The organism is Luteibacter sp. (assembly GCF_036499525.1).
Lineage (GTDB): Bacteria > Pseudomonadota > Gammaproteobacteria > Xanthomonadales > Rhodanobacteraceae > Luteibacter.
The window spans coordinates 69,240-95,158 of sequence record NZ_DASYDO010000068.1; the positions used below are offsets into that span (position 1 = coordinate 69,240).

Annotated in this window: 20 protein-coding genes, 1 pseudogene and 1 riboswitch; of the genes and pseudogenes, 10 read left to right on the forward strand and 11 right to left on the reverse strand. The window is 65.5% G+C overall.

Translation table 11 applies throughout. The features are described 5' to 3' along the window. The first annotated feature begins 14 nt into the window (after positions 1-14). A riboswitch (S-adenosyl-L-homocysteine riboswitch) is annotated at positions 15-95 on the forward strand. Positions 96-113: 18 nt separating this feature from the next. The 5 genes from ahcY (at position 114) to VGM71_RS13810 (ending at position 6,407) form a co-directional block, all read left to right on the forward strand. Next, positions 114-1,547, forward strand: coding sequence for an adenosylhomocysteinase (gene ahcY / locus VGM71_RS13790; RefSeq protein WP_331546090.1), 1,434 nt, complete (start codon positions 114-116; stop codon positions 1,545-1,547). Between the two features lie 78 nt (positions 1,548-1,625). Next, positions 1,626-3,863, forward strand: coding sequence for a glycoside hydrolase (locus VGM71_RS13795; RefSeq protein ID WP_331546092.1), 2,238 nt, complete (start codon positions 1,626-1,628; stop codon positions 3,861-3,863). A gap of 77 nt (positions 3,864-3,940) precedes the next feature. Next, the gene (gene metF, locus VGM71_RS13800; protein WP_331546094.1) at positions 3,941-4,771 is read left to right on the forward strand and encodes a methylenetetrahydrofolate reductase [NAD(P)H]; all 831 of its coding nucleotides are present in this window, start codon (positions 3,941-3,943) and stop codon (positions 4,769-4,771) included. Between the two features lie 71 nt (positions 4,772-4,842). After that, a complete protein-coding gene (locus VGM71_RS13805) occupies positions 4,843-5,331 on the forward strand; it encodes a DUF4124 domain-containing protein (protein WP_331546096.1) in 489 nt (162 codons plus the stop codon). Positions 5,332-5,489: 158 nt separating this feature from the next. Continuing rightward, the gene (locus VGM71_RS13810) at positions 5,490-6,407 is read left to right on the forward strand and encodes a branched-chain amino acid transaminase (protein ID WP_331546098.1); all 918 of its coding nucleotides are present in this window, start codon (positions 5,490-5,492) and stop codon (positions 6,405-6,407) included. Positions 6,408-6,442: 35 nt separating this feature from the next. Here the strand turns inward: VGM71_RS13810 and VGM71_RS13815 are convergent, their stop codons facing one another. From VGM71_RS13815 to VGM71_RS13850, 8 genes are all read right to left on the reverse strand, one after another. Next, entirely contained in the window at positions 6,443-7,318 is an 876-nt protein-coding gene (locus VGM71_RS13815; RefSeq protein WP_331546100.1) for a hypothetical protein, read from the reverse strand. A 12-nt stretch (positions 7,319-7,330) separates the two neighbouring features. Continuing rightward, complete coding sequence (locus VGM71_RS13820; RefSeq protein ID WP_331546102.1) at positions 7,331-8,842, reverse strand: esterase-like activity of phytase family protein; 1,512 nt, start codon at positions 8,840-8,842, stop codon at positions 7,331-7,333. Beyond that, the gene (locus VGM71_RS13825; RefSeq protein WP_331546193.1) at positions 8,842-11,154 is read right to left on the reverse strand and encodes a TonB-dependent receptor; all 2,313 of its coding nucleotides are present in this window, start codon (positions 11,152-11,154) and stop codon (positions 8,842-8,844) included. Before VGM71_RS13825 ends, VGM71_RS13820 begins: the two co-directional genes overlap by 1 nt. Before the next feature lie 312 nt (positions 11,155-11,466). Continuing rightward, complete coding sequence (locus VGM71_RS13830; protein ID WP_331546104.1) at positions 11,467-12,750, reverse strand: HAMP domain-containing sensor histidine kinase; 1,284 nt, start codon at positions 12,748-12,750, stop codon at positions 11,467-11,469. Next, positions 12,734-13,420, reverse strand: a complete 687-nt coding sequence (locus tag VGM71_RS13835; RefSeq protein ID WP_166699672.1) for a response regulator transcription factor — start codon at positions 13,418-13,420, stop codon at positions 12,734-12,736. Before VGM71_RS13835 ends, VGM71_RS13830 begins: the two co-directional genes overlap by 17 nt. A 195-nt stretch (positions 13,421-13,615) precedes the next feature. Continuing rightward, positions 13,616-14,551, reverse strand: coding sequence for a 30S ribosomal protein S6--L-glutamate ligase (gene rimK / locus VGM71_RS13840; protein WP_331546119.1), 936 nt, complete (start codon positions 14,549-14,551; stop codon positions 13,616-13,618). Beyond that, positions 14,548-14,997, reverse strand: a complete 450-nt coding sequence (locus tag VGM71_RS13845; protein WP_331546121.1) for an ATP-dependent zinc protease — start codon at positions 14,995-14,997, stop codon at positions 14,548-14,550. The genes rimK and VGM71_RS13845 overlap by 4 nt, the downstream gene beginning before the upstream one ends. A 173-nt stretch (positions 14,998-15,170) precedes the next feature. Further along, positions 15,171-16,475 carry an MFS transporter gene (locus VGM71_RS13850; RefSeq protein WP_331546123.1) on the reverse strand — a complete coding sequence of 435 codons (1,305 nt, stop codon included), beginning with the start codon at positions 16,473-16,475 and terminating at the stop codon, positions 15,171-15,173. 385 nt (positions 16,476-16,860) lie between these two features. On the opposite strand from VGM71_RS13850, the gene katG reads away from it, so the two are divergent. Further along, positions 16,861-19,146: a catalase/peroxidase HPI gene (gene katG, locus VGM71_RS13855; protein WP_331546125.1), complete on the forward strand. Its 2,286-nt coding sequence runs from the start codon at positions 16,861-16,863 to the stop codon at positions 19,144-19,146. 3 nt (positions 19,147-19,149) lie between these two features. Here katG and VGM71_RS13860 read toward each other — a convergent pair whose 3' ends face one another. Next, positions 19,150-20,253 (reverse strand): glycosyltransferase family 9 protein, encoded by a 1,104-nt coding sequence (locus VGM71_RS13860; RefSeq protein ID WP_331546127.1) that lies wholly within the window; start codon positions 20,251-20,253, stop codon positions 19,150-19,152. Positions 20,254-20,550: 297 nt separating this feature from the next. On the opposite strand from VGM71_RS13860, the gene VGM71_RS13865 reads away from it, so the two are divergent. Continuing rightward, positions 20,551-22,890 carry a catecholate siderophore receptor Fiu gene (locus VGM71_RS13865; RefSeq protein ID WP_331546129.1) on the forward strand — a complete coding sequence of 780 codons (2,340 nt, stop codon included), beginning with the start codon at positions 20,551-20,553 and terminating at the stop codon, positions 22,888-22,890. A gap of 17 nt (positions 22,891-22,907) precedes the next feature. Continuing rightward, complete coding sequence (locus VGM71_RS13870) at positions 22,908-23,588, forward strand: Fe2+-dependent dioxygenase (RefSeq protein ID WP_331546131.1); 681 nt, start codon at positions 22,908-22,910, stop codon at positions 23,586-23,588. 41 nt (positions 23,589-23,629) lie between these two features. On the opposite strand, the gene VGM71_RS13875 is transcribed toward VGM71_RS13870, so the two are convergent. Continuing rightward, a complete protein-coding gene (locus VGM71_RS13875; protein ID WP_331546133.1) occupies positions 23,630-24,868 on the reverse strand; it encodes a tetratricopeptide repeat protein in 1,239 nt (412 codons plus the stop codon). 313 nt (positions 24,869-25,181) lie between these two features. Between VGM71_RS13875 and VGM71_RS13880 the strand changes: the two are divergent. Further along, positions 25,182-25,316: pseudogene (locus VGM71_RS13880) on the forward strand (zinc-binding alcohol dehydrogenase family protein); the annotation flags it as partial. Between the two features lie 110 nt (positions 25,317-25,426). Here the strand turns inward: VGM71_RS13880 and VGM71_RS13885 are convergent. Continuing rightward, positions 25,427-25,552 (reverse strand): hypothetical protein, encoded by a 126-nt coding sequence (locus VGM71_RS13885; RefSeq protein WP_331546135.1) that lies wholly within the window; start codon positions 25,550-25,552, stop codon positions 25,427-25,429. Between the two features lie 73 nt (positions 25,553-25,625). Here VGM71_RS13885 and VGM71_RS13890 point away from each other — a divergent pair, with 73 nt between their 5' ends. Then, the gene (locus VGM71_RS13890) at positions 25,626-25,919 is read left to right on the forward strand and encodes a response regulator (protein ID WP_331546137.1); all 294 of its coding nucleotides are present in this window, start codon (positions 25,626-25,628) and stop codon (positions 25,917-25,919) included.

Consider the following 25,919-nt stretch of genomic DNA (forward strand, 5'->3'; position numbering starts at 1 on the left):
TACGGACCGTTTTGCCCGCCGAGGGGCGCTGCGACCATGGGATCACCCATAGGCCAGGCTCGGCGCGGCGTCCCACCGAACGGCGCCCCCGTGAATCTCCGGAGATACGCCAGATGAACGCCGTTACCAAAGACACCTCGTTCCAGGACTTCAAGGTCCGCGATATTTCGCAAGCCGACCTCGGGCGCCGCCGCATCCGCATGGCGGAAGAGGAAATGCCCGGCCTGATGCAGATCCGCGCCAGCTACGCCGTCGAAAAGCCGCTCAAGGGTGTGCGCCTCTCGGGCTCGCTGCACGTCACCAAGGAAACCGCGGTGCTTGCCGAGACCCTGCGCGAACTGGGCGCCTCGGTGCGCTGGGCTTCCTGCAACATCTTCTCCACCCAGGACGACGTGGCCGCGGCACTGGCCGCCGGTGGTCTCCCGGTGTTCGCCTGGAAGGGCGAATCGCTTGAAGAGTATTGGGACTGCACGCTCGACATGCTGACCCATCCCGGCGAACTGGGCCCGCAGCTCATCGTCGACGACGGTGGCGATGCCACCCTCTTCATCCACAAGGGCGTCGAGCTCGAAGACGGAAGCGACTGGGTCAACACCCCCAGCGGCAACCACGAAGAACAGGTCATCAAGAATCTCGTGAAGAAGACGGCCGCCGCCCGTCCGGGCTGGTTCAAGAAGATCGCCGCCGAATGGCGCGGTGTTTCCGAAGAGACCACCACCGGCGTGCATCGTCTTTACCAGCTCGCGGAAGCCGGCAAGCTGCTCGTTCCGGCGATCAACGTCAACGACTCGGTGACCAAGAGCAAGTTCGACAACCTCTACGGCTGCCGCGAATCGCTGGCCGACGGCATCAAGCGCGCCACCGACCTGATGGTCGCCGGCAAGGTCGCGGTCGTCTGCGGCTACGGCGACGTGGGCAAGGGCTGTGCGCATTCGCTCAAGGGCTTCGGCGCGCGCGTCATCGTCACCGAGATCGATCCGATCAACGCCCTGCAGGCCGCGATGGAAGGCTTCCAGGTCACCACCATCGAAGACACGCTGGGCCTCGGCGACATCTACGTCACCACCACGGGCAACAAGGACATCATCACGCTGGAACACATGGCGAAGATGAAGAACAACGCCCTGGTCTGCAACATCGGCCACTTCGACAACGAGATCCAGATGGATCGCCTGAACGCGGCGAAGGAAGTCACCCGCGAGACCATCAAGCCACAGGTCGACCGCTACACCTTCGGCGCGACAGGCCGCAGCATCTACATGCTGGCGGAAGGCCGCCTGGTGAACCTCGGCTGCGCCCATGGCCATCCGAGCTTCGTCATGTCCAACAGCTTCTCGAACCAGACGCTTGCACAGATCGACCTGTGGAAGAACAAGGACACCTACGAGAAGACGGTGTACCGCCTGCCGAAGAAGCTGGACGAGGAAGTCGCCCGCCTGCACCTTGAGCAGATCGGCGTGAAGCTGACCGTGCTGACGAAGGACCAGGCCGACTACATCGGCGTGCCGGTGGAAGGGCCGTACAAGGCTGACCACTACCGTTACTGAGCAAACGTTCATCGTGCGGTATTGACAGAAGGCGCCCCAGGGCGCCTTCTTTTTTTCCGTACGCAAGAAGGAAGGTCCATGGTCAGGAACGCCATTTTTTTCGGGCTGCATGCCCTGTTCGCCATGTCTGCGTCCGGCACGGACATCGTGCTGCGCAACGATCGATGGCAGGCATCGATCGACCCGTCCACGCTCGCCCTGACCGCCATGGTCGATGGCAAAACCCGCATGACTGTTTCGACGGGCGGCAGCGCCCATGCCGCGGCGGCGACGACGATGGCCACGCGAGCGGAGTGGACCTGGGACGAAGGCGCCTACGAATTTTCTGCGAACATCGACGGCGACGATCTGATTCTCACCATCCGGGCGACATCGGAAGGCGAGCTGATGATCGTCAGGCAGCCGGCCGAGGCCATGGGCCAGGGACTCATCCTGCCATTCGCCGAGGGCCATTACGTGCCAAGGGGGCAGGCGACGTGGCAGCGGTTCCTGACGAATCACCAGCCGACGATGGACACCGTGGAAGAACTGAGCCTTCCTCTTTGGGGCAATATCCATGGCAGCCATTCGCTTACCTGGATACTGCCGGACTCATTCGACAATCGCCTGGACTTTGCCGCGAACGGAGACGCCGTCACGGTCGCTCTCAGTCATCGCTTCACGCCGCTGACCGTCCACGATCCCGTCACGCTGATCCTGCACCTCGACCGCGATGAATCCGACCTGCTGGCGGGAGCCAGGCGATACCGCCGCTGGTTGGTGGACAACGGGCGATTCGAGCCCATGGCGGACAAACTCGAACGTGTCCCGGACATGCAAGGCTTGCACGGGGCGACGCACATCTATTTATGGGGCGGCCTTCTGTCCACCGCCGATGTCACCAACTGGCAGGCATTCAGCCGTGCCTTGCAAGGCGATTCGGCGCTCGCTTCGATGCTTCGCAAGGGCATGGGCGAAGAGGCATTGTCTCGCCTGCCCCTGTCCGACGATTCACCCGCGCATGCGAAGCGGTTCCTGCTCGATGCGCTCAACGAAGCCCTGGCCAGCCACGCGAGGCGCCGGTGGATGGGCGACATGCCGGACATGGAAAGACTGTCTTCGACCTATGCAACGATCCGGCAACACGTGGCGGAGTTGTTCACGGGTGCCGTGCACCTCGACGCAGCGCGCTGGGGCGGCTGGGCAGGCATGATCGACCGGTTGCGCGACGCAGGCCTGCGCCGCCTCTGGCTCGGCCACGGCCAGGGCTGGGAACCGGGACTATGGCACCCGGAGGCGGTATCGGCCGCGGTGGCGGCCGGCTACCTCATCGCACCGTACGATTCGTACGAGACCGCGCTGACGCCGGACGTCGATCCCAGCTGGAGCACCGCACACCTCGGCAGGCGGGCTTTCGACCGTTGCGGCATCCTCGGGCGCGGAGGAAAACCGCAGACAGGCTTCCTCGGCAAGGGGCGCTATACCGACCCACGCTGCATGAACCCCACGATGCGCTCGCGCGTCGAGGCAATTCGTGCGCGCGTGCCGTACAACAGCTGGTTCCTCGACGCCTATGCCACGGGCATGTCGTTCGAAAGCTACCGGGAAGGCGCGACGATGACCCGTCGCGAGAACGTGGCCGGTGCGGTAGCCAATATGCGCTGGATGCAGGATGCGCAGCGCCTTCCCACCGGGTCGGAAGGCGGCAATGCCTTCGCGGCGGGTGGCCTGGCCTTTGCGCACGGCATGCTGACGCCGGTGATCGGCTGGAGCGACCCGGACATGGGCCAGTCGAAAAACAAAAACCCGCACTCCCGTTACTTCGTCGGCGCATGGTATCCGGCGAACGAAGCCGCCATCTTCTTCAAGGCCGTGCCTTTGAAGGAGATCTATCGCACCGTTCACGTCGATCCGCGTTATCGCCTTCCGCTTTACCAGGCGGTTTTCCACGACTCCGTGATCGCGACGCACCACTGGCTATACGACAACCTCAAGTTCACGGATGTTCGCATCGAGCGCGAGTTGACCCAGCTCCTCTACAACGTCCCCGGCCTCTACCACCTGAGCGAAGGCACGCTCACCGACAGGTTGCCGGCCATCCTGCGCCAGGATGCCTTTTTCGCGCCGTTGCACCGCCGCCTGGCCACCCAGGCATTGACCCGCTTCGAATGGCTTTCGGCGGACCGTCAGGTTCAGCGCACCACCTTCGCCGACGGAACCCGCCTCGTCGCGAACTTCAGCGGAGAAGCGCGCACCGTCGGAGAAACCACCTTTCCGCCACGCAGCGTCACTGCCATCGGAGCAGACGGGACGACTAGCCGGTTTTCGAGTCGCTGAGGAAGTCATGGTTAAATCTATCTTTTCATCAGGATGAGAAGATATATACTCTGGCCAGGTTTCCGGACGAGTACAGCATGCCCGCCATCAGCTTCGAATTCTTCCCGCCCAAGACCGACGAGCAGCGCGCGCAGCTCGATACCGCGGTAGGGCGCCTCAAGGCCCATGCCCCGGAGTACGTCTCGGTCACCTTCGGCGCCGGCGGCTCGACATTGAGCTACACGGACGACACGGTGCGACGCTTGCGTGCGGAACACGGGCTCGCGGTGGCGCCGCACCTGTCCTGCATGGGTGGCACGCGGGCGGAAATCGCTGCCTTGCTGGATGCGTACAAGACCACGGGCTGCCGCCGCATCGTCGCGCTGCGCGGCGATCTTCCCTCGGGCATGGCCACCCCCGGGGATTTCCGTTATGCGGCGGAACTGGTCGCCTTCATCCGCGAACACAGCGGCGACTACTTCCATATCGAGGTGGCCGCCTATCCCGAGACGCACCCGCAGGCGGAGAACGCCCTTACCGACCTTCGCCACTTCAAGGCCAAGGTGGACGCGGGTGCCAACGGCGCCATCACCCAGTACTTCTTCAATCCGGACGCCTATTTCCGCTTCGTGGACGACGTGGCGAAGCTCGGCGTGCAGGTGCCGATCGTGCCGGGCATCATGCCTATCGCCAATTTCAGCCAGCTTCGCCGGTTCTCCGAGCAGTGCGGTGCGGAGATCCCGCGCTGGATCGTCAAGCGGATGCAGGCCCATGGCGATGACGCGGCCGCCGTGCGCGAGCTCGGTGCCGACGTGGTGGCGGACCTGTGCCGCCGGCTGCTTGAGGGTGGTGCACCAGGGCTGCACTTCTATACGATCAACCGGGCCCGGGCGACCACCTCGGTGCTGGAGCGTCTCCCAGCGCGGTAACGTGCGCGCCATCACCCTTCGCAGAGGCGGCGACGTGGATGATGAGCCACCGTCGCCACAGCGTCAGCTCCGTGATCCGCTCCATTCTCCTGCTTGTCCTGCTGTTCGCCGCCCTGCCCGCCGCCGCGCAGACAGTGATCCATCGCTGCGTCGGCGGCGATGGAAGTCCTGTCTTCAGTGACCAGCCCTGCATGAGCGTAGGGGCCATCTCGCTTCTGCCACCTTCGGCTTCCAGCACCTCCGCGGGACCGACGGCGGGACTGCTTTGCGCAAAGGACATGTTGGAGCTTCGCGACGGGCTTGCCCAGGCCTTCGCCGCGCGCAGCGCCAACCGCGTGGGCGGACTGATCCTGTGGAACGGTTACGGCAGCGCCGGGGCCGTGGACAATCTTCGGGCGATGGAGTCCCTGGTTCGGCGGCCGCTGGTATCGCTGGAAGGTAGCGAGGGTGCCGGTATCGATGCCGTGACCTCGGTGTCTGGGGGTGATGGGGAGACCCGGCGGGCGCACTTCTCTGTCGTTCGCGATTCGGGTTGCCTATGGTTAAGGCCGCCGGGGTGAAGTGACTGGCCCGCTGCGGCCGCGGGATCGCCGGCGTAGCCGGCTTCCACGAGGGAGGGAAGGCCCGCGGTGGGCCATTCGCCGGCGCACTGACGCGTTGCGCCATGTGAGCGGTGGCGCCACCCGTTATCATGCGCGGCCCCCTCCGGAGCGCTCCCATGTCGCAGAACTACCCCGAATGGATCTGGCAGAACGGCCAGATCAAGCCGTGGCGCGATGGCACCGTCCACGTGATGGCGCATGCGCTGCATTACGGTTCGTCGGTGTTCGAAGGCATTCGCAGCTACAAAACGCCCGATGGGGCAGCGATCTTCCGCCTCACGGACCACCTGAAGCGACTTTACCTGTCCGCCAAGATCTACGACATCGAGATCCCCTATACGGTGGATGAGCTGACCGAGGCTTGCCATGCGGTGGTGAAGAAAAACGACCTCAAGGCAGCTTACCTGCGCCCCGTGGCGTTCCGTGGCCTGGGCGGTTTCGGCCTGTCCGCCGAATGCCCGACCGACGTAGCCGTGGCGAGCTGGCCGATGGGGCCATACCTTGGGCCCGAGGCGCTCGAGAACGGCATCGATGCCTGCGTATCCAGCTGGCAGCGCTTCGCGCCGAACACCATCCCGGCGGGTGCGAAGGCGGGCGGCAACTATCTTTCCGGGCAGTTGATCGCGCGCGAGGCGCGCCGCCTCGGCTTCGGCGAAGGCATCGCGCTGGCCTCCACAGGCCTGCTCAGCGAAGGTGCCGGCGAGAACCTGTTCCTGGTGTTCGACGGCGTGCTGCACACGCCGCCGGCCAGCGCCTCCATCCTCACCGGAATTACCCGCCACACGTTGATGACCCTCGCCCGCGAGGAAGGCATCGACGTGGTCGAACGCGATCTGCCACGCGAGTACCTGTATCTCGCGGACGAGATCCTGATGTGCGGCACGGCGGCGGAAGTGACGCCGATCCGCTCGGTGGACGGCAAGAAGATCGGCAGTGGCCAGGGTGGCCCGATCACGCGCCGCCTGCAGGAGCTGTACTTCGGCCTGTTCAATGGCAAGACGGCCGATCGCTGGGGCTGGCTCGAGCCGCTGTAAATCCGAACATGCAGGCGCGCTCCTACAATAACCGCCTAGTTGCAGAAGCCGTTCGGGTAGGCGGACGAACGGTATGCGTAGAGCCAACTCGTCTTGCCGCCGTCGTTGGCGATGTTCCAGCCGTTGCCGATCGAACCGATGGCGGTGTTCAGTAGCTGCGAGCGCGTCATCACCGGCGTGGTGAAGTAATTGTCCGAGTCCGCCTCGACGCGGAACGAGAGTTCGGCCAGAGCCGGTGTGGAAGCACCGTTGACATACCACAGGGTGAGCGTGAACCCGGCCACCGATTCGCCGATATCCGACTCGGGACCGTCGTATTCCTGCTGGGTCACCGTCACACCCGCCACCGGCAACAGGCCGGCGCTGGAAATGTCGGAAAGCACCGATGCTCCCGGGAACTGCTTGATCAGCGCGGACACCGTGGTCGGCGTCGTGGTCGCGTCCTGCTCCGTGGAGTGCGCCAGCACGAGGTTACCCGGCGTCACGTCGGTCTCGAGCTTGGTGTCCTTGTTCTTTCCCGCACCGGACACGTCTGTCCAGTAGGAAAGCTCTTCGTCCGGATGGCGGAACTTGAACTGGATGTCCGAATGATCGCCGGCGCGCGTGCGCACGGAGTAACCGCGATTCATCAGCGAGCAGCTGTGCGGTGTGTCGTAGTACGCCAGCGTGTCGCGGTCGCCTGCGCTGAAGCTGCCGTCGATGGACTTGTCGAAGCCTAGCGTGCTCAATCGCGCCGACACGTCGTGCAGCAGCGTCGCGGCGGCACTGGACGGATTGCCCGCGAAACGCGAGGCATCCAGCAGCGCCTTGTATTCCTTGCTGTCCACATAGGCCGGTGAATTCGCGTGGCTGACAGTCGCACCCAGCAGCAGCGTGGCGGACAGCAGGGAAAGAACCGTACGTTTCATCATGCGCGTAACCCTTCAGTGGTGGTGGGAGGCGTCGGTGGAACGCGTGTCCGGCAGGCTCAGCCGGTACACGAGGATGCGGTTGTCGTTATCGATGCCGGAATCGCAGCGCTGGCCGTCCATGACGCAATGCTTCGCGATGAAGTCGTTGTCGTTGCCCACGAGCAGGAACCAGTCATGGGGATACGCAGGATCGAGCGCGGGCACGAGGTCCATAGCCTCCCACTTCTCCGAGAGCATCGCCATGCTTGTAGCCTCGCGATCGAGTGTCAGGCCGAAGCGCGCGAGATCGGCCGGATCGAGCAGGTTGACCAGCGGTTGCCAGCTCGCAGGATGGATGTCCGCGCGCAGGTCACCGCCCTCGCCTGTGAGCGGCGTCGTCGCGGTTTCGTACATGGCGCCCGCGAGATTGGTCGCACCCGATGTGTCGACAAGCAGCACGTTCTTGAAGACGATCGGCTTGTCGCCTTCCGCGCCGTAACCGCTGCCGTCGCGCGCGAGCATGAGGAAGCGATGGTCGTCGAGGACGCGGATTTCGCTCTGTGCGGCCGTGCGGTTGGGCTTGCCACCCTTGCCGCCGTCGTCGTACGCGGGAAGCCGGACGACATAGTGCGCCAGCGGGTGCGGCGGCACGGCCGTTCGGCTCACGTCGTAGATCATGACGCGAGTCAACGTGCGACCCGAGGCATCGCCCGGTGCGCTGTCCTGCACGAGCGCGCTCTGCAGCATCACGAACAGCCGCTTGCCGTCGGGCGACAGGGCCATGCCTTCGACGCCCTGGTTGTTGCGTCGACCGCTCGCCGGCGGACGCAGCGAGGTGAAGTCCGGATTGCCCTTCGCATCCAGCGGCTGCACTGCGCGCGGAGGCACGATGACACCAGCCAGTTCGCCTTTCGCATCGAAGCGATAGACGTTGGCCGCGTACTCGTCGCCGATGTAGAAACCGCCGTCGCCGGTGAACTGCAGCGATTCGGCATCGAGCGACACCTTGCCTGCGCCGGTGTCTTTCCCTGGCGACGGCAGGACGATGCCTTTCTCGGTACGGGTGCCCTTACCGGGTTCGGCACCGGTGAAGGGTTTGCCATCGAAGTCACGGAGTTCGCGGCCGCCGTCTGGGGTGAGGGTGACGCTCGCCGCCGTGGCGGCTCCTGCAGGGGCTGTTAAGCGGAAGCGGAACCGATGCAACCGTGCCCGGTAGTCGAAGAAGATTCCGTGCTCCGGATCATTGCGGCCACGATCCGGCAACGTCCACAACACGCCGGTATAGGTATCGCCTTCCCGCTTCCAGCTACCGGGCTCGATCATCAGGGACGAGAACGAGCCCAGCGTGTCGCCGAGGAAATCGATCGTCCCCGCCGGCAGGGAGCCGGCGGCGACGAGACCTTTGTCCACGTAGGTATCGCCACCCACCTCGACCGCGCGCGGCAGGGGCAGGATGGCGAAATCCGGCACGAGCACTTCGCCTTTACGCGCGGCCGCGCTCCCCAGCAGGAAAACGATCGCGAGGCCGGCGAGAGGGCGCAACATCAGAAGCGGGCGTCGAGCGTGGCGAAGTACTGGCGCGGGGCCGACGCGTGGAACACGTAGGCGGTGCCGGACGGATCGCTCGGCACGAAGGCGCTCGAATCGAGGTTGCTGGCGTAGCGCTTGTCGCCGAGGTTGGTCACGTTGAACGACAGGCGCACGTCCTTCGCCACGGAGATGGGACCGAGGTCGTAACCGCCCGACAGGTCCCACACCGTGAAGCCACCGAAGCCCTGGTCATTGGTATACGTGTAGAAGCGCTTGCCGGTGTATTTGCCGCGCAGCGACGCGAACCACGGGCCTTCCGACCAGTCGATCTGCGTAGCGAACAGCTTCGTGGGCGTATCCGTCTGGATCTTGCCCTTGGTGTCCTGGACCACGCCGGCCTGCACATAGTCGCTCGCATAGGTGGAGCGGTTGTACGAGGCCGAGTTGTACCAACGCAGGTGGTCGGTGGGCGACCAGACGAAGGTGAGTTCGACGCCGCGGCTGTCGACACCGCCCACGTTATAGAAACGGTTGCCGCAGGCCGGGCCCACCGGCTGGCGCGAATCGCACGGGTTGTACTGCAGCAGGCGGTTATCGAAGCGCACGTTGTACGCCGCGAGGGACGCGGCTACCGGTCCGGTCTCGATGCGATAGCCGGCTTCGAGGCTGCGCGACTTCTCGGGCTTGAGATCACCCTGGGCATCCCAGATGGACTGGCTGACCGCCTGCGGGCCGAGCTTGAAGCCGCCCTGGAACATGGCGATGTTCTTCGCGAAGCTGGCAAACACTTCCTGACCCTCGGCGACGCGGTAGCGTACGCCGAACTGCGGCAACAGCGCCTTGCTCGCGCTAAGCTTGCCGCTGGCGAACTGGTTGTTCGAGGTCGGCTTGATCGGCTGCACGGCATCGCCCGGCAGGGCCGTGGCCTGCGACGTGACGTGCGGGCTCTTCACGCCCACGTCGACGGTGAGGGCGTCATCGAGGAAGCGGATCGTATCCTGCAGGAACGCCTGGCGCGTATTCCACACCGTGCGCTGATCGAAGACGCCGAGATCCGGTGTGTCGTCGATCGGACCGCTGAGGTCGCGCGGGCCCGATACGTAGCCGCTATAGCGCGAGGCGCTGGAAATGTTGTGCTCGTACCAGACACCGCCTTCGATGTGCTGGTTGGCGATGTCCCACGAGGCGGACAGGATCGCGCCCGAACGATTGATCGTGTACAGCGTGTTGCGGAAGATGATCGGCAACTGCTGCGGCGTGCCTGGGTAGGAGTACGTACCGCTGTTCCAGTTATGGCCTTCGCCTGCGTCCTCGTGGTGGTACACCTGCGCGTGGATCGTCACCGAGTCGCTGGGGAAAAAATCGCCGGCGAGGTAGTAGAGATCGTCGCTGCGCAGGATCTGGCCAGCGGTGAAGGCACCGTCCGCGTCCTTGTCCGCACCGCTGCTGTCGCAGAGATTCGCGTTGAAGGTGCCTGCGTTGCAGTACGCCTTGCCGACGGCACGCTGCCAGTTCGGCGCGTAGCCACCCCAGTCCCAGCCGAGGCCGCGGGCCAGTTCGCTCTTGGAGAGGTAGAAGTCATCCGCCTGCGAGGTACGCGAGGTATCGGCGAAGCCGGTCAGGCGGCCCCCATCGAAGTCCCATACGGCCTTGCCGTTGAACTGCCTGGTGGTCGAACCGTTGTACGCGTCCTGGTTGTTGAACAGGTCGGACGTGGTGCGCGCGCCCGACAGATACATCGAGAAGCCGTGGTACTCGCCGGTGTCGAAGCGAGCGAAGGTGCGGCGGTTCTGGTCGCTGCCGAAGCTCTGCACGACGCGACCGCCCATCGTCTTCGCGGGATCGCCCGACGCATAGGCGATGGTGCCGCCCAGGTTGCTGGTGGACGGCGTACCGAGGTTGCCGATACCTTCCGAAAGCTCGGCCCCCGCGAAGTTCTCGGAGATCAGGGCGCGGTTGATCGTGAGGCCGTTGTAGTTGTTGTAGGCGCTGTCGCCGAGCGGCATGCCGTCCAGCGTGTAGCCGAGTCGCGTACCGCTGAAGCCTCGCAGGCTCAGCGTCATGGACTGTTCGTTGCTGCCCAATGCGTCGACCGACTGCGCATTTACGCCCGGCAAGGTGTTCAGCACCTTCTGCAGGCTCGTGCCCGGCGGCAGCACCTTCTGATCCGAAGGACGCAGGCGCTGCACCTGCCGCGTTTCACCCGTACCGATGACGGAAACGGCATCGAGATCCTGCGCCTTCTCGCGGTTGGCTACGGCGCTATCGGTATCGACGGTGGTGGTGGCAGGAGTGTCGGTCGCGGACGCGACGGAGGCGAAGGCCATGCCCAGGGCGACGGCCAGAACGGTCTGTTTGAACAAGAGGCGGTGTCCTTCCTTGTGTTGACACGCCGCAGCCCTCCTCTCCAGAGGCAGCCCGGTACGCGTCGGGGAAGCGACGCATGTTCGGACGTCCGAATGAAAGTCTGATGACAAACGAGATGACAGGACTCTCGAATAGTCGTTCGTGATTTCCTGCGACCAGACAGAAGGCCATGTAGGAGCGCGCCTGCGCGCGACATCTTTTCGCGAAGAGCATCAGGGCCTGTTGCGCTTCGCGAAAAGATGTCGCGCGCAAGGCGCGCTCCTACATGCTTCTTAGCGGAAGTCGATCGTCGAGATCGCGCCGGACATTTCGGGGCGCGGGCGCAGGGAGACATCCCAGCCGTAGAGCTCGCACAGGCGGCGCACGATGGCCAGGCCGAGCCCCGCGCCGCCGCCGGTGGCGCTCTCACCGCGAATGCCGCGCTGGAAAAGCTTTTCGGCATCCTCAGGCTTGATGCCGGGGCCGGTGTCGATGACGTCGATGCGGCCGTCGAGCACGCGCACGGTGACCATGCCTTCCATCGTGTACTTGATCGCATTGCCGATCAGGTTGGTCAGGGCAACGGATAGCACCGAAGCGGGGGCATTGACCGTCACCGAGCCATCGGAAAGCAGCTCGATCTCGATCGGCTTGCCTCCCATCTGTGGGCGCTGGCTTTCGATGACATCGGCAGCGACCTTGGCGACATCCGTGGTTTCGCCGCGTGTCGGACCGCGCCGTTCGGCACGCGAGAGCAGCAACAGGGCCTCGATGAGTTCCGTGGCCTGGCGTGAAGCACGCTCGATACGCTTCAGCCGTTCGCGCAGCTTGTCGGTGAGGTCTGGCGAGCCCTGGAGCAGTTCCGTGGTGCTCGCGATGACAGCGAGAGGCGTGCGCAGTTCATGGCTGACGTCGGAATTGAACTCTCGGTCACGCTCCACCACCGAGGTGAGGCGCATCGCGTATTCGTCGAGGGCCACCGCCAGTTCGCCGACCTCGTCGTCTGCGAAATGCGGCGCCAGTGCCTCCGCCTTGCCCATGCGGCGGAAGTCGCGCAGGCGGCGGGCGAGGTCCGTGACCGGACGCAGCACGCGCGAGGACAACCACACGCCGATCACCAGCGACATCAGGCCGAACAGGAAAACGGCGGCGATGACGCTGGTGATGAGCTGGCGTTTGCCGAGCTCGTCGCGCGACACGTCGAACTGCAGGAAGCTGATGATGCCCCCTTCGCGGCGCACCGCCACCTTGTAGTGGTGGCTTTTCTCATCCTTGTCCGTCTCGTAGAGATCGTGCACGCCCGTACCGAGCGGCTGCCAGTTGAGCGGCGCCTTGTAGATGGTCCGGTCGCTGAAGGTGGCGCCCTTCACTATCTCGAACTGGGGACGTTCGTTCGGATTCGCCCGCACTTTCGCGTTGAGCGAATCGACTTCGTCCTGCAAGGCGGAGTTGATCAGTTGCTCTTCGACGCGCTCTCGAATATTGAGCGCAGCGTACGCGAACAGCGCGCTCAGCCCGAATCCGAACAACGTGAAGGTAACGATCAGCCGGAAACGAAGCTTACGCCTGGACCGCATCCGGATCGACCATGCGGTATCCGATACCGTGACGCGTGTGGATCAGTGGCTTCTCGAACGGTTTGTCGATAGCCGCGCGCAGCCCGTGGATGTGCACGCGCAGCGAGTCGGAATCGGGAAGCTCTTCGCCCCACACACGCTGTTCCAGGTCCTGGCGGGTGACGACCGACGGGCTGGCCTCCATCAGCGCCTGAAGGAGCTTCAGGCCGATGGGGTTCAGCTGGATCGATTTGCCTTCACGGGTGACCGTGAGGGTGTCGAGGTTATAGGTAAGGCCGCCCACCTTCAGCACGCGGCTCTGCGGACCCTTGCCGCGCCGTGCCAGTACTTCCAGGCGCGCCGCCAATTCCTGCAAGGCGAAGGGCTTGGTCATGTAGTCGTCGGCGCCGGACTCGAAGCCGGTGAGCTTGTGCTCCAGCGAGTCGCGGGCGGTCAGCATCAGCACCGGCGTCTGCTTGTGCGCTTCGTGGCGGAGCTTCTTCGCCACGTCGAGGCCGTCCATGCCCGGAAGGGTAAGGTCGAGCACGATCACGTCGAAGTCGTGCACCACGGCCAGATGGAGGCCAGTGACGCCGTCGCCGGCGAAATCGACGACATGGCCGCGATCCTCGAGGTAATCCCCGATGTTGGTCGCGATGTCGGTGTTGTCTTCGATGACCAGAACGCGCATGCGGCACTCCGTTGTGCGGTCGCTTTAAGTCTTATGAGTATTGCGACTGCAAGCTTAACGGGGAATTCGTGAAGCGGACAGCGCTAAAAGAGAGGCCCGGACGGGGGGAACCCGCCCGGGCCGAAAGAACTACTGCCCCGATACCGTCACCCCGCATCGCGGAATCACAGTGCGACCTTTATAGGGGACCGTCCTTTAAATCGCTGTTAACCCCTTCGCAGACCGCGTCTTGCGGGCCTTGGCGACGGCCGGGCGGGCGGCCAGGCGGGCCTCGCAATGGGCCACGATGGCGGCGGCGACATCCACGCCCGTACTGCCCTCGATGCCCTCCAACCCCGGGGAGGCATTGACCTCGAGGAGCAACGGTCCGCGCGAGGAACGCAGCAAGTCGACGCCGGCCACCTCCAGGCCGAGGGCCGAGGCGGCCTCCACGGCCACCCGGCGCTCGTCCTCCGACAGCTGGACGGCGGCCGCGGTACCGCCGCGATGCAGGTTCGCGCGGAACTCACCCGGGGCGGACGAGCGCTGCATGGATGCCACCACCTGGTCGCCGACCACGAAGCAGCGCAGGTCCTGACCGTTGGCCTCGCGGATGAACTCCTGGACCAGGAAATTGGCATAGAGGCCGCGGAAGGCCTCGATGACGCTCTGCGAGGCCGAACGTTTCTCCGCCAGCACCACACCGGCGCCCTGGGTACCCTCGTTCAGCTTGATGACGTGGGGCGGGTCACCCAGCATCGCCATGAGGTCGGAGGTGTCGTCGGGGTTGTCGCCAAAGGCGGTCAGGGGCATGTCCACTCCGCGGGCCGCGAGCAGTTGCAGGCAGCGCAGCTTGTCCCGCGCGCGAAGCACGGCGTCGGAGGGGTTAGGGGTTAACACGCCCATCAGTTCCAGCTGGCGGAGCACGGCGGTGCCGTAGAAGGTGCTGGACGCCCCGATGCGGGGAATGACGCAGTCCACGGGCCCCAGGGGTTTGCCCTTGAAATGGATGGCGAACGATTGCGGCGCGATGCTCATGTAACAGCGCAGCGGATCGATGACGCGCACGGTGTGCTTGCGCTTGCGCGCGGCTTCCACCAGCCGCTGGGTGGAATACAGCCGCGCGTTGCGCGACAGGATGGCGATCTTCATGAGGGGTCCCGGACGGCGCGGCGCGGCGTCTGCGAGTAGGAGAGCGAAGGATCGACCACGAAGCGCCCGTCGAGGGCGGTCCGGCCGAGAAGAAGGGGAAACAGCATGTGCCGCCGGTCGGTCAGGTTCACTTCCGCGATGAAGTGGCGCCCCGCCAGTTCGACCTCGGTCTGGATGAACCAGCGCGTCGTCGTATGCCCGCCCGAATCGGTCACCGAACGTCGCCCTGTCGCCCGCGACTCGCACGGCGCCGACAGGCCGCCCTTGCGCGTGGTGCGGATCTGGAAGCGCAGCCAGGTGCCGTCCGCGCGTTCGTCCACCTCCAGCCATTCGACGTGCAGCGACGACGAGCGAGCGCCCGTGTCGAGCTTCGCCTTGAGGACGGAAACGCCGAGCGACGGAAGTGCAAGCCGTTCGCGCCAGCCGAGGGTGATGACGTCAGTCATGGTCTGGAGCGACGGTGTGAGGACGACGGTGGGTCGAGGGGAACGACCCGGTGTGCGCGGCGGCATCGCCGCGATGGGAAAAGGATGCCCAACGCGCGGAGCCGGCGCAACTGTCGCGAAGGGACCCGTACCGCTGCCCGTCACGCCTATGAAAAGAGCGTGAAGCCGCCGCGTTACGCGGGCGGCAGCTTTCGCCCACGCATCATGTAGATGGCGCTGCCGATGCCGACCAGCGCGACGCCCCCCACGTAGTGTGCGGGGCCGAGCCCGCCGGCCGTCTTCGCCAGGTATCCCACCACCACCGGTGTGGCCGCGCCGCCGATGGCATACGCGATGTTGTAAGACAGCGAGATGCCGGAAAAGCGGATCGCGGGCGGAAAGGCGGTGACGAGGACGGAAGGCACGATGCCCGCCACGCCGGCAAAGAGCCCCGCGAGCGAATACAGCACGAACAGGTTCTCGCCGCCCGCCCTGAGGTCGAGGTACAACGCATAGGTGCTGATGGCCAGGCCGATGGAAGCGGCCAGCATCGCGCGGGCCTTGCCTTGCCAGTCCACCAGCAGGCCGCCGAGTACGCAGCCGACGCAAAGCGCCAGCGCGGCGAGGCTGCCTCCGGTGAACGCGCGCGCCGGCTCGACATGGAACGCCGTCTGCATCAGGGTCGGTGTCATCAGGATCACGACAACGATCGCCGCGGTGAGCACCCAGGTGACGACCATCGAGAGCAGCACGGCCGGCAGGTGATCGCGCAGCACCACCCAGGCCGGCAACTCCATCGTGAGTTCCTTGCGTTCGCGCATGCGTGCGAACACCGGGGTCTCACTGAGCCAGCGGCGCAGGTACACCGCGAAGAAACCGAACACGCCGCCCAGCAGGAAGGCGATGCGCCAGCCATGGTCAAGCATCTCCGCTTCCGACAGGTGGGCGTTCAGGCCGGCGGCCAGCAGCGAACCGATGAGAATGCCGACGGTGAGGCCCGCGCTGAGGCTACCGCAGGCCAGGCCCACGCGATGGCGCGGGACGTGCTCGGCAACGAACACCCATGCTCCCGGCACTTCGCCACCGATGGCGATGCCTTGCACGACGCGCAACAACGTAAGCAACACGGGTGCGAATACGCCGATGCTCGCGTACGTCGGCAGCACGCCGATGATCAGGGTGGGCACGGCCATCAGGAACACGCTGAGCGTGAACATGCGCTTGCGCCCCACGCGATCGCCGAAATGCGCCACGACCAGACCGCCGAGCGGCCGCGCGAGGTAACCGACGGCAAAGATGCTGAAGGCTTGCAGCTGGGCCACCCAGTCCGACGTGCCGGGCGGAAAGAACAGGTGCCCGAGTGTCTTCGCAAAGTACGCGAAGATGACGAAGTCGTAGAACTCCAGCGCACCACCGAGCGCGGAGAGGACCAGGGTCTTGGCGTCGTTGCGGTTGAGCGGACGGCTGTCGGTGATATCGGTGTCGGCGATGGCGCTCATGGATACCCTTGGCAAGGGGAGAAAGGGCTGGGCCAAACGATTATTAGCTGCCATGGACAGCGTACGGTCAAGTCACGCGGCGATATTTGGACGAAATTGACGCCGCCATGCTGCCGGCGCCATGCCGATGGCCTGTGTAAAACATGGCGGAAGGCCGTCACGAACTGGCATCCCACGCTTTCGGCCACCGCCTCGGTGGATTCGGTGGAATGCGTCAAGACGTTTGCGGCCATGCTCATGCGCGCGGTGGAACTCGAGCGCCCCCCTGCGGACGGTGGCGGGCCGCGCGATAGGCGTAGCCTCTTGTCATCATCGAATCAATCAATTATGGCAATGCCCCGCGCAGGCCTATGATCGGTGGAGGAGTTCCCAGAGGAGATGCGCCATGTCGACCGAAGCAAAGTGCCCGTTCAAACATACCGCCGGCGGCGGCACGACCAACAAGGACTGGTGGCCGAAGCGCTTGCGCGTCGACTTGCTCACGCAACACTCCTCGCGATCGAATCCGCTGGCGCCCGACTTCGACTACGCCGACGCGTTCGAGAAGCTGGACCTCGCCGCGGTGAAGAAAGACCTGGCCGCCCTCATGACGGATTCGCAGGACTGGTGGCCCGCCGACTTCGGTCACTACGGGCCGCTCTTCATCCGCATGGCGTGGCATAGCGCAGGCACCTATCGCATCGGCGATGGCCGCGGTGGCGGCGGGCGCGGACAGCAGCGCTTCGCACCGCTGAACAGCTGGCCCGACAACGTCAGCCTGGACAAGGCGCGTCGCCTGCTCTGGCCCATCAAGCAGAAGTACGGCAGCAGCATCTCCTGGGCCGACCTCCTGATCCTTTCGGGCCACGTCGCCCTCGAGACCATGGGCTTCAAGACGTTCGGTTTCGCCGGCGGGCGCGAGGACACGTGGGAGCCGGACGAGGACGTCTACTGGGGCAAGGAGGCCGAATGGCTGGGCGGCGATCATCGCTACGGCAAGGTGCAATCCGATGACGAGGGCGTGCTCGTCGCGGATCCACACCTGCATGGCGAGGAACAGGACCGCACCGATCACGGCCGCGATCTGGAAAACCCGCTGGCGGCCGTGCAGATGGGCCTCATCTACGTGAATCCGGAAGGGCCGGAAGGCCATCCGGACCCGATCGCCGCCGCGCGCGATATTCGCGAGACCTTCGCGCGCATGGCAATGAATGACGAGGAGACCGTTGCGCTGATCGCCGGTGGCCACACATTCGGCAAGACCCACGGCGCGGCGGACGCGGCGAACGTCGCGGTCGAACCGGAAGCGGGCGACCTGGAGCAGCAAGGCCTCGGCTGGCGAAACGCGCACGGTAGCGGCGTCGGTGCCGACACGATCACCAGCGGCCTTGAAGTCACCTGGACGCAGACGCCCGCGCAGTGGAGCCACTTTTTCTTCGAGAACCTGTTCAGGCACGAGTGGGAACTCACAAAGAGCCCCGCCGGCGCGAACCAGTGGGTGGCAAAGGACAGCGACGCGGTCATACCCGATGCGCATGGCGGCGCCAGCCGCCGGCCCACCATGCTGACGACAGACCTGTCGCTGCGCCTCGATCCCGCGTACGAGAAGATCTCGCGACACTTCCTCGAACACCCGGATGCGTTCGCCGACGCGTTCGCCCGCGCCTGGTTCAAGCTGACCCATCGCGACATGGGTCCGCGCGCCCGTTACCTCGGCCCGGAAGTACCGGACGAAGAACTCATCTGGCAGGACCCTGTGCCCAGGGTCGATCATCCGCTGGTGGGTGAGAACGAGATCCAGGCATTGAAAGACAAGGTGCTGGCCTCAGGCCTCACCGTCGCCGAACTGGTCTCCACCGCCTGGTCGTCCGCTTCCACGTTCCGCGGTGGCGACAAGCGTGGCGGCGGCAACGGCGCGCGCATCCGCCTTGCACCGCAGAAGGACTGGAAGTCGAACCAGCCGGAACAGCTGGCGAAGGTACTGGACCGGCTGGAAGGCATTCGCGCCGAGTTCAACCTCGCCCAGACGGGCGGCAAGAAAGTCTCGCTCGCCGACCTGATCGTACTGGCCGGCGGCGCGGCGATCGAGAAAGCCGCCAGGGAAGCGGGCCATCCTGTGACCGTGCCCTTCTCGCCGGGTCGTACGGATGCCTCGCAGGAACAGACCGACGTCGACTCCTTCACGCCGCTGGAACCGGCAGCCGATGGCTTCCGCAACTACCTCAAGGCAGCGTACAGCGTGCCGGCCGAAGCCCTGTTGATCGACAAGGCGCAACTGCTGACCCTGACGGCGCCGGAAATGACCGTGCTCGTCGGCGGTATGCGCGTGCTCGGTACGAACGTCGACGGCAGCAACCAGGGTGTCCTCACCGACCGGCCCGGCAAGCTGACCAACGACTTCTTCCGCAACCTGCTCGACATGCGCACGGAGTGGAAGCCGACCTCGCCCGCCAGGGAATCGTTCGAGGGCAGCGAGCGCGGCAGCGGAAAGCTGAAGTGGATTGCGAGCCGCGTCGACCTCGTGTTCGGTTCGAACTCGGTGCTGCGCGCGCTGGCCGAGGTTTACGGCAGCGCGGATGCGGAAGACAAGTTCGTCAAGGATTTCGTCGCGGCATGGGCGAAGGTGATGAACCTGGATCGCTACGACCTCAAGAAGCAAAGGGCTCCTGCCCGGAAGCTCGAAGCGGCGTAGCGTTCACGCCTGAACGGGTCGCCACAGATGCGCGGCGACCCGGACGGCGGCGCGGCGAGGGCAGCCGTCGTCGCACGCCACGGCGATGTTTTTCCGGCCATAAGGAGCGTAGCGCGCGGGGTCGGTACGGCCGAAAAGACCTACCGTCGTCGCCGTCGTGGCCGCGGCCAGGTGCATCACGCCGCAGTCGGCGCTCAGATAGGTGCCGGCGGCTTCGATGAAGGCGGCGAGCTTGCGCGGGTCACTCGTGTAGTACGTCGGATAGACGCCACCAAGCCGCGACAGCCCGTCGGCCGATACCAGTTCCACGATGCGCGCTTCACCGTATCGCGCGGCGAGTTCGAGCGTGAATTCGCTCCACCACTCAGGAGCAAGGCGCTTGGAGCCCGTGGCGTTCGGGAAGATCGCCAGCACGGGCGGCGCGTTTTCACCGCCGTCGCCAAGGACACGTGACAGCGCCTCGCGTCCGCAACGGCGTTCGGCATCGGTCAGGCGCAAGTCCAGCGGCGGCACCATCGCATCGCCCTGCACGCCGAGCGCCCAGCGCAAGGCATGCACGGGCCTCGCCGCAAGATGTGCGACCGCTTCGCCGTCGGGCCTCGAATCCACCCGCAACTGGAAGCGCGCCTTCACCATCGCACTTGCGATGCGTCCCGACGACGAGCCCGATGCGGCATCGATCACCAGATCGTACCGGCGCGAACGCAGCATGCGCAGGGCCGCGAATGTAGCCAGCGGACGTCGCGCCGCGCGGCGATCGAGCGTCACGCAGTCGCCCACGATATCGAACCCGCGAAAGATGGACGGTGCCGCCGGTCCCGCCGACAACAGGTCCACCTCCGCGCCGGGAAATCGCCGTTCGATCTCCACCAGCAGCGGCGTCAGCAACAAGGTATTGCCGAGCCGGTGATTAGGGCGACACACGAGGATGCGCTGGATGCCGAACGCGGGCAGCCCGCCCGCGCCGACGAGGTTCTTCTGTGGCGCCAGCAGGCGCCGGGCTAGCCAGGCCGAGGCACGCCTTCGCCAGGTTGCCGCGCTTCCATGCAGGGGTTGACGGGCAGGAGCAGTCGACGAACCGTGCGAAAGCGGCAACACAGGAGACATGAAGGAAGCGCTCTGAAGACGTGCCACAACCATGCCATTACAAGCTTATTTCTTGCTGTCCGTAGGATGACGATTCGCCTACCGCGCGCTTAGGAACGCCTTAGGTATGGATACGATTGCAAATCGTTCTCATTAATTTTACGATGGTGGTCCCGACGGGTCCCGTACCCGCGCACGCCCCCTGCCAGGGACCAACAGGATCTTCTTGCTCGCGCCGCCCCGGTGACGCGTGAAGGACGGCGCATGCGCGAACGAAGGCCGTCCCTTCATTCGTCCAGACAGCACAAGGAATTCCCCATGGCCTGTATCAAGAGCCGCAAGCATGCCGTTCCCGCCGCGCGCACCGTTGGCGCCGCCGTCCTCCTCACCCTTGCGCACGGCGCCGCCGCCACCGATGTGCCGGCCGACATCGCCGCGCCTCCGCAGCAGGCCAGGGTGAACGACGCGCAGGCGCTGCCCGGAATGAAGATCGAAGCCGCCCGCTCCGCCGATTACCGCGTGGACAAGGTCTCCTCGCCGAAATTCACCCAGCCCCTGCTCGACACCACGCAGACCATCCAGGTGATCAGCAAAGAGCTCATCCAGCAGCAGGGCGCCAGCAACCTCACCGAGGCGCTGCGCAACAGCCCGGGCGTGGGCACGTTCTACGTCGGCGAGAACGGCGCGACCAGCACCGGCGACGCCATCTACATGCGCGGCTTCGATACCTCGAACAGCATCTTCGTCGACGGCGCCCGCGACACCGGCGCGGTATCGCGCGACATCTTCAATATCGAGCAGGTGGAAGTCACCAAAGGCCCGGACGGTACCGAGTACGGCCGCACCGCACCCACCGGTGCGATCAACATGGTGAGCAAGCAGCCGGTGCTGGGCAACGGCGTGTCGGGCTCCGTGCAGTACGGCAGCGGCCAGCGCCAGCGCGCCACCGCCGACTGGAACCAGGCCCTGGACGGCGACAAGGCTTTTCGTCTCAATGTGATGGGCCAGGATAGCGGCGCGTACGGCCGCGACCGCGTGAAGAACGATCGCTGGGGTATCGCCCCGTCGCTGGCCTTCGGCCTGGGCACGCCCACCCGCGTCTACCTCGACTACCTGCATATCAAACAGAACAACCGTCCCGACGGCGGCGTGTCGACCATCGGCCTGCCGGGTTACCAGGCGCCCGACGGCCGCGCCTTCCTTGCCGGCGCGCGCAAGGTCGATCCGAACAACTTCTACGGCACCGACCAGGACCACGAGAACAACACGCAGGACATGTTCACCGTCATCGTCGAGCACGATTTCTCGGAAAACCTGGCCCTGCACAACATCACGCGCTGGGCGCGCACCACGCAGGATTACCTGCTTACCTCGTTCCAGGCGGGTGCGCCTTCGTCGACGTCCCCGGCGCCCACGCTATCCACGCCCGACCCGGCCGATCCGTCGACCTGGACGATCGCGCGCAGCCTGCCTACGTTCAAGCACCAGAACAACCGCATCGCCACCAACCAGACCAACCTCACCGCGCACATCGGCGACGGTGGCTTCACCCAGGACATCAGCGCCGGTGTCGAGGTCACCCAGGAGCGCGTGGACGCGCTGGGCATCGTGGCGCTCAACGGCAGCGCGTGGCCCGCGGCCAACCTCTACCATCCGTATTCCCACGTCGGCGGCCTGGTCTATGGCGAGAACGGCGCGAACAGCTCGGGCAAGACGAACACCGCCGCGGCGTATGTCTTCGACACGCTGAAGTTCGGCGAACACTGGCAGGTGAACGCCGGCGTGCGGCTGGACCACTACAAGACCGACTTCACCAGCCTCGTCGCCTGCGGTGGCCGCAGCGGTCCCGCGTGCGGCCCCCTGTCCACGGGCACCGTGGTACCGGGCGTCGACGCAAAGAAGAGCGACAACCTCAAGAACTACAAGCTCGGGGTGCTCTACAAGCCGACGGCGAACGGCAGCATCTACGCCAACTTCGCCATATCGCAGAATCCTCCGGGCGGCAATTCGCTGGCCCTCTCCAGTGCGGCCAACAGCGCCGACAATCCGATCTTCGATCCGCAGAAGGCACGCACCACCGAAGTCGGCACCAAGTGGGACGTGCTCGGCGAGAAGCTCCTGTTCACCGCCGCGCTGTACCGCACCACGGTGACCAACGACGTGGTGCAGGATCCGACCGACCTGCAGTATTACCAGGTGGGCCGCAAGCGCGTGCAGGGCGTTGAGGTTTCCGCCGTCGGCAAGATCACCGACGACTGGGCCGTCAGCGCGGGCTTTACCACCGCCGACACCAAGGTCGAGAAAGGTGCCGCGGTGACCAGCGACGGCTCGGACGACCTTGCCTACACGCCGAAGAACGCGTTCACGGCATGGACCACTTACCATCTGCCCTTCGGCCTCACGATCGGTGGCGGCGCGCGCTACAACGGCGAATTGAAGCGTGGCAGCGACGGCCAGGTGGGCACGCCGAAGTACACGGAGGCATACTGGGTCTTCGACGCGATGGCGAGCTATCCGCTCAACCGCAACGTCGACCTGCAGCTCAACGTCTACAATCTGTTCGACAAGGAATACGTCGCGGCCATCAACAAGAGCGGCTTCCGGTATACCCCGGGCACGCCGCGTTCGGCGATGGTCACGGCGAACATCCGCTTCTGACCCTGCGAGGCACGCCCATGCTCCTGCACATTCCCGACGTCCTGAGCAAGGAACAGGTGGCAGGCATGCGCAGGGTCATGGACGGCGCCGAGTGGACCGACGGCCGGCAGACGGTCGGTCCGCAGGGTGCGAAAGTGAAGCGCAACCTGCAGCTGCCCGAGTCTTCGGTGCTGCGCCAGGAGCTGGGGTCGATCGTCGTCGCGGCGCTCGCCCACCATCCGCTCTACCACGCCGCGGTGCTGCCGCTGCGCACGCTGTCGCCACGCTTCAACCGTTACGAGGGCGGCGGCGAATACGGCTTCCATATCGACGGCGCGGTGATGACCACCGGCGATGCCGACACGCACATCCGCAGCGACGTCTCGTGCACGCTTTTCTTAAGTGAACCCGACGAATACGACGGCGGCGAACTGATCGTCAGCGACACCTACGGGGAGCACGAGGTGAAGCTGCCCGCCGGCGATGCCATCGTCTATCCCTCGTCCAGCCTGCACCGCGTCACGGCGGTGATCCGGGGCGCCCGCAGCGCCTCGTTCTTCTGGGTGCAAAGCATGGTTCGCGACGACGGCGCACGGCGCCTGCTGCTGGAGTTGGACACGGCCATTCGCAACCTGTCGGCGAACGGCGCGGAGCAGGCATCGATCCTGCAACTGACCGGCGTCTACCATAACCTGCTGCGGCGCTGGGCAGAGACCTGACCCGCACCCGGCGAACCGGGCGCCAGGACACAGGCGCGCTCCTACCAGACCCGCCACCAAGTGCGCTTTTCCAGCTTGCGCAAGGCCTTCAGGTGACCCCTCGCGGCCGCCTTCCGAAACCAGGCCCGGGCGATCGACAGGTTCCGCGGCGCGCCTTCGCCCCGCTCGTGGAACAGCCCCAGTTCGAACTGTGCATCGGCATGGCCTGCGCTGGCCGCATGCCTCAGCAGACGCACCACCTCGAGCACATTGCGTGGCTGGCCCCGACCCTCGTCGATCATCCGTGCCAGGGCGTACTGGGCGGGAGCGTGCGCCCGCTCCGCCGCCAGCGACAGCCAGCGCACGGCTTCACGATCGTTGCGGGACACACTGTCGCCGGACGCCAGGCGCTGGCCGAGCAGGAACTGCCCGGCGGCATCCTGCGGTCCTGACCGGGTCTCGCGCCCGGATAGCGGTTCCTCCGGATCGGGCGCGGCCTCGAGCGCGGCCAGATGCCTGCGTGCCTCGCTATCCCCCTGCGCTGCCGCAAGGCCGAACCAGTAGCGCGCCTGCGCGCGATCCTCCGGCAGCGCACTCGCTTCGAGGTGCAGCTTGCCCAGCACGAACTGGGCCGTGCCATTACCCAGTTCGGCGGCACGCCGGTAATGGTGCTCGCCCGCCACGGTGTCCCTGGGCACGCCAATTCCGTCGCAATACATGTGCGCCAGGCTGCAATGCGCATCGGCGTATCCGGGCGCGTCGGGCTGGCCGCGTTCCACGGCCCTTCCGTAATAAGTGAAAGCGAGTTCCGCATCGCGAGGCACGCCGCGGCCGAAGTAATGCGACACGCCCAGGTTCACGCAAGCCTGCACGTGGCCCTGGTCGGCTGCGAGGGTCCACCAGCGCAGGGCTTCCTGCCGGTCGGTGGCGATGCCATGGCCGCGGGCGTGGAGGGTGCCCAGTGCACACTGCGCATCGGCCGAACCCGCCTCGGCCGCGCGCCGGTACCAGCCAGCGGCTTCGAACGGATCGCGGGGCACGCCAAGCCCTTCCGCATGATGGGCGGCGAGGCGGCACTGGCTTTCAAGATGACCCTGCTCCGCCGCGCGGCGAAACCATTGCGCGGCACGGAAACGGTCCTGCGCCACGTGCTCGCCTTCGGCGTACATGTGCGCCACCTGGAACTGCGCGCGCACGTCGCCCAGCTGAGCGGCCTTCTCGAGGCGGCCGAATTTCTGCAGCGCGTCCATCTCCGCGACGAACCGATGGTCGCCGAGTGCGCCCGATCTCCCCTGCGACATCCCGTTCCCCTGCAAACGCCTGCCGATCGTGGGGCCGGATCATAGGCGTAAGCCAAGCCGGAAGATATCGGCAATTTGGAGGGCTCCCGAAAAGCACGTCCTTGGGGTAGGAGCCCGCCCTGCGCGCGACATCTTTTCGCGAAGAGCAACAGGCCCTGCCGCTCACGGCCTAAAAACCTGTCGCGCGCAGGGCGCGCTCCTACACGGGATTTTCAACGGGTGGGGAAACTGATCCCGTCCCCGGACGGTTTCCAGACACGCCCGAACGGAGGACGATTCCGGTATCGCAACCCGGACCCCTCCCATGAAAGCCATCGACGACGGTACGTTGCGCACGACGCTGGGTGAGCACTTCGGGCGGATTACCGCGGAGAACCTGCGGCGGGCGCATAAGCTCATCGAAAGCCATACGGCGAAGGGCAAGATCGTGCTGGAAGGCTTCGCGTAGGAGCGCGCCTTGCGCGCGACAGCTCTTGAGGCCGTGAGCATCAGGACCTGCTGCGTCTCGCGAAAAACTGTCGCGCGCAAGGCGCGCTCCTACGACGAGCCCGGAACTGGTTAATCCAGCATGGCCCGCACCCGGCCAAGCAACACGTCGATCTCGAACGGCTTCGCGATCATGTCCATACCCCGCCCCAGGAATCGCGACCGTTCTACGATGGTTTGGGTGATCTGCGGGCGCACGCCGCTGATGATGCGGTGCTCTGCGAATCCAGGCCCTGCAGCGCGCGGCTGCGCGAAGGGCGCTCCAGGAAGGGTGCGCGCTTCGCTCCATTCGGACGCCGGCCACGAAGTCCATGCCATGCCCGACGGCGATACCGCGGAACGGTGGCTGGAAACAGGAACGGCGGACGTACTGTTCACCGACGTGCGCATGCCCGGCCGGGTATCGGGCGAGCAACTAGCCCTCCGCCACGCCGACATGTATGTGCTGGTGACGTCCGGCGAGTTGCGTGAACAGCACCCCTGGCTGGCGGAAGGCATGGACTACCTGCCCAAGCCCTACGACCGGAAGACCCTGCTCGCCGCCGTGGGCCGGGCGATCGCCTGA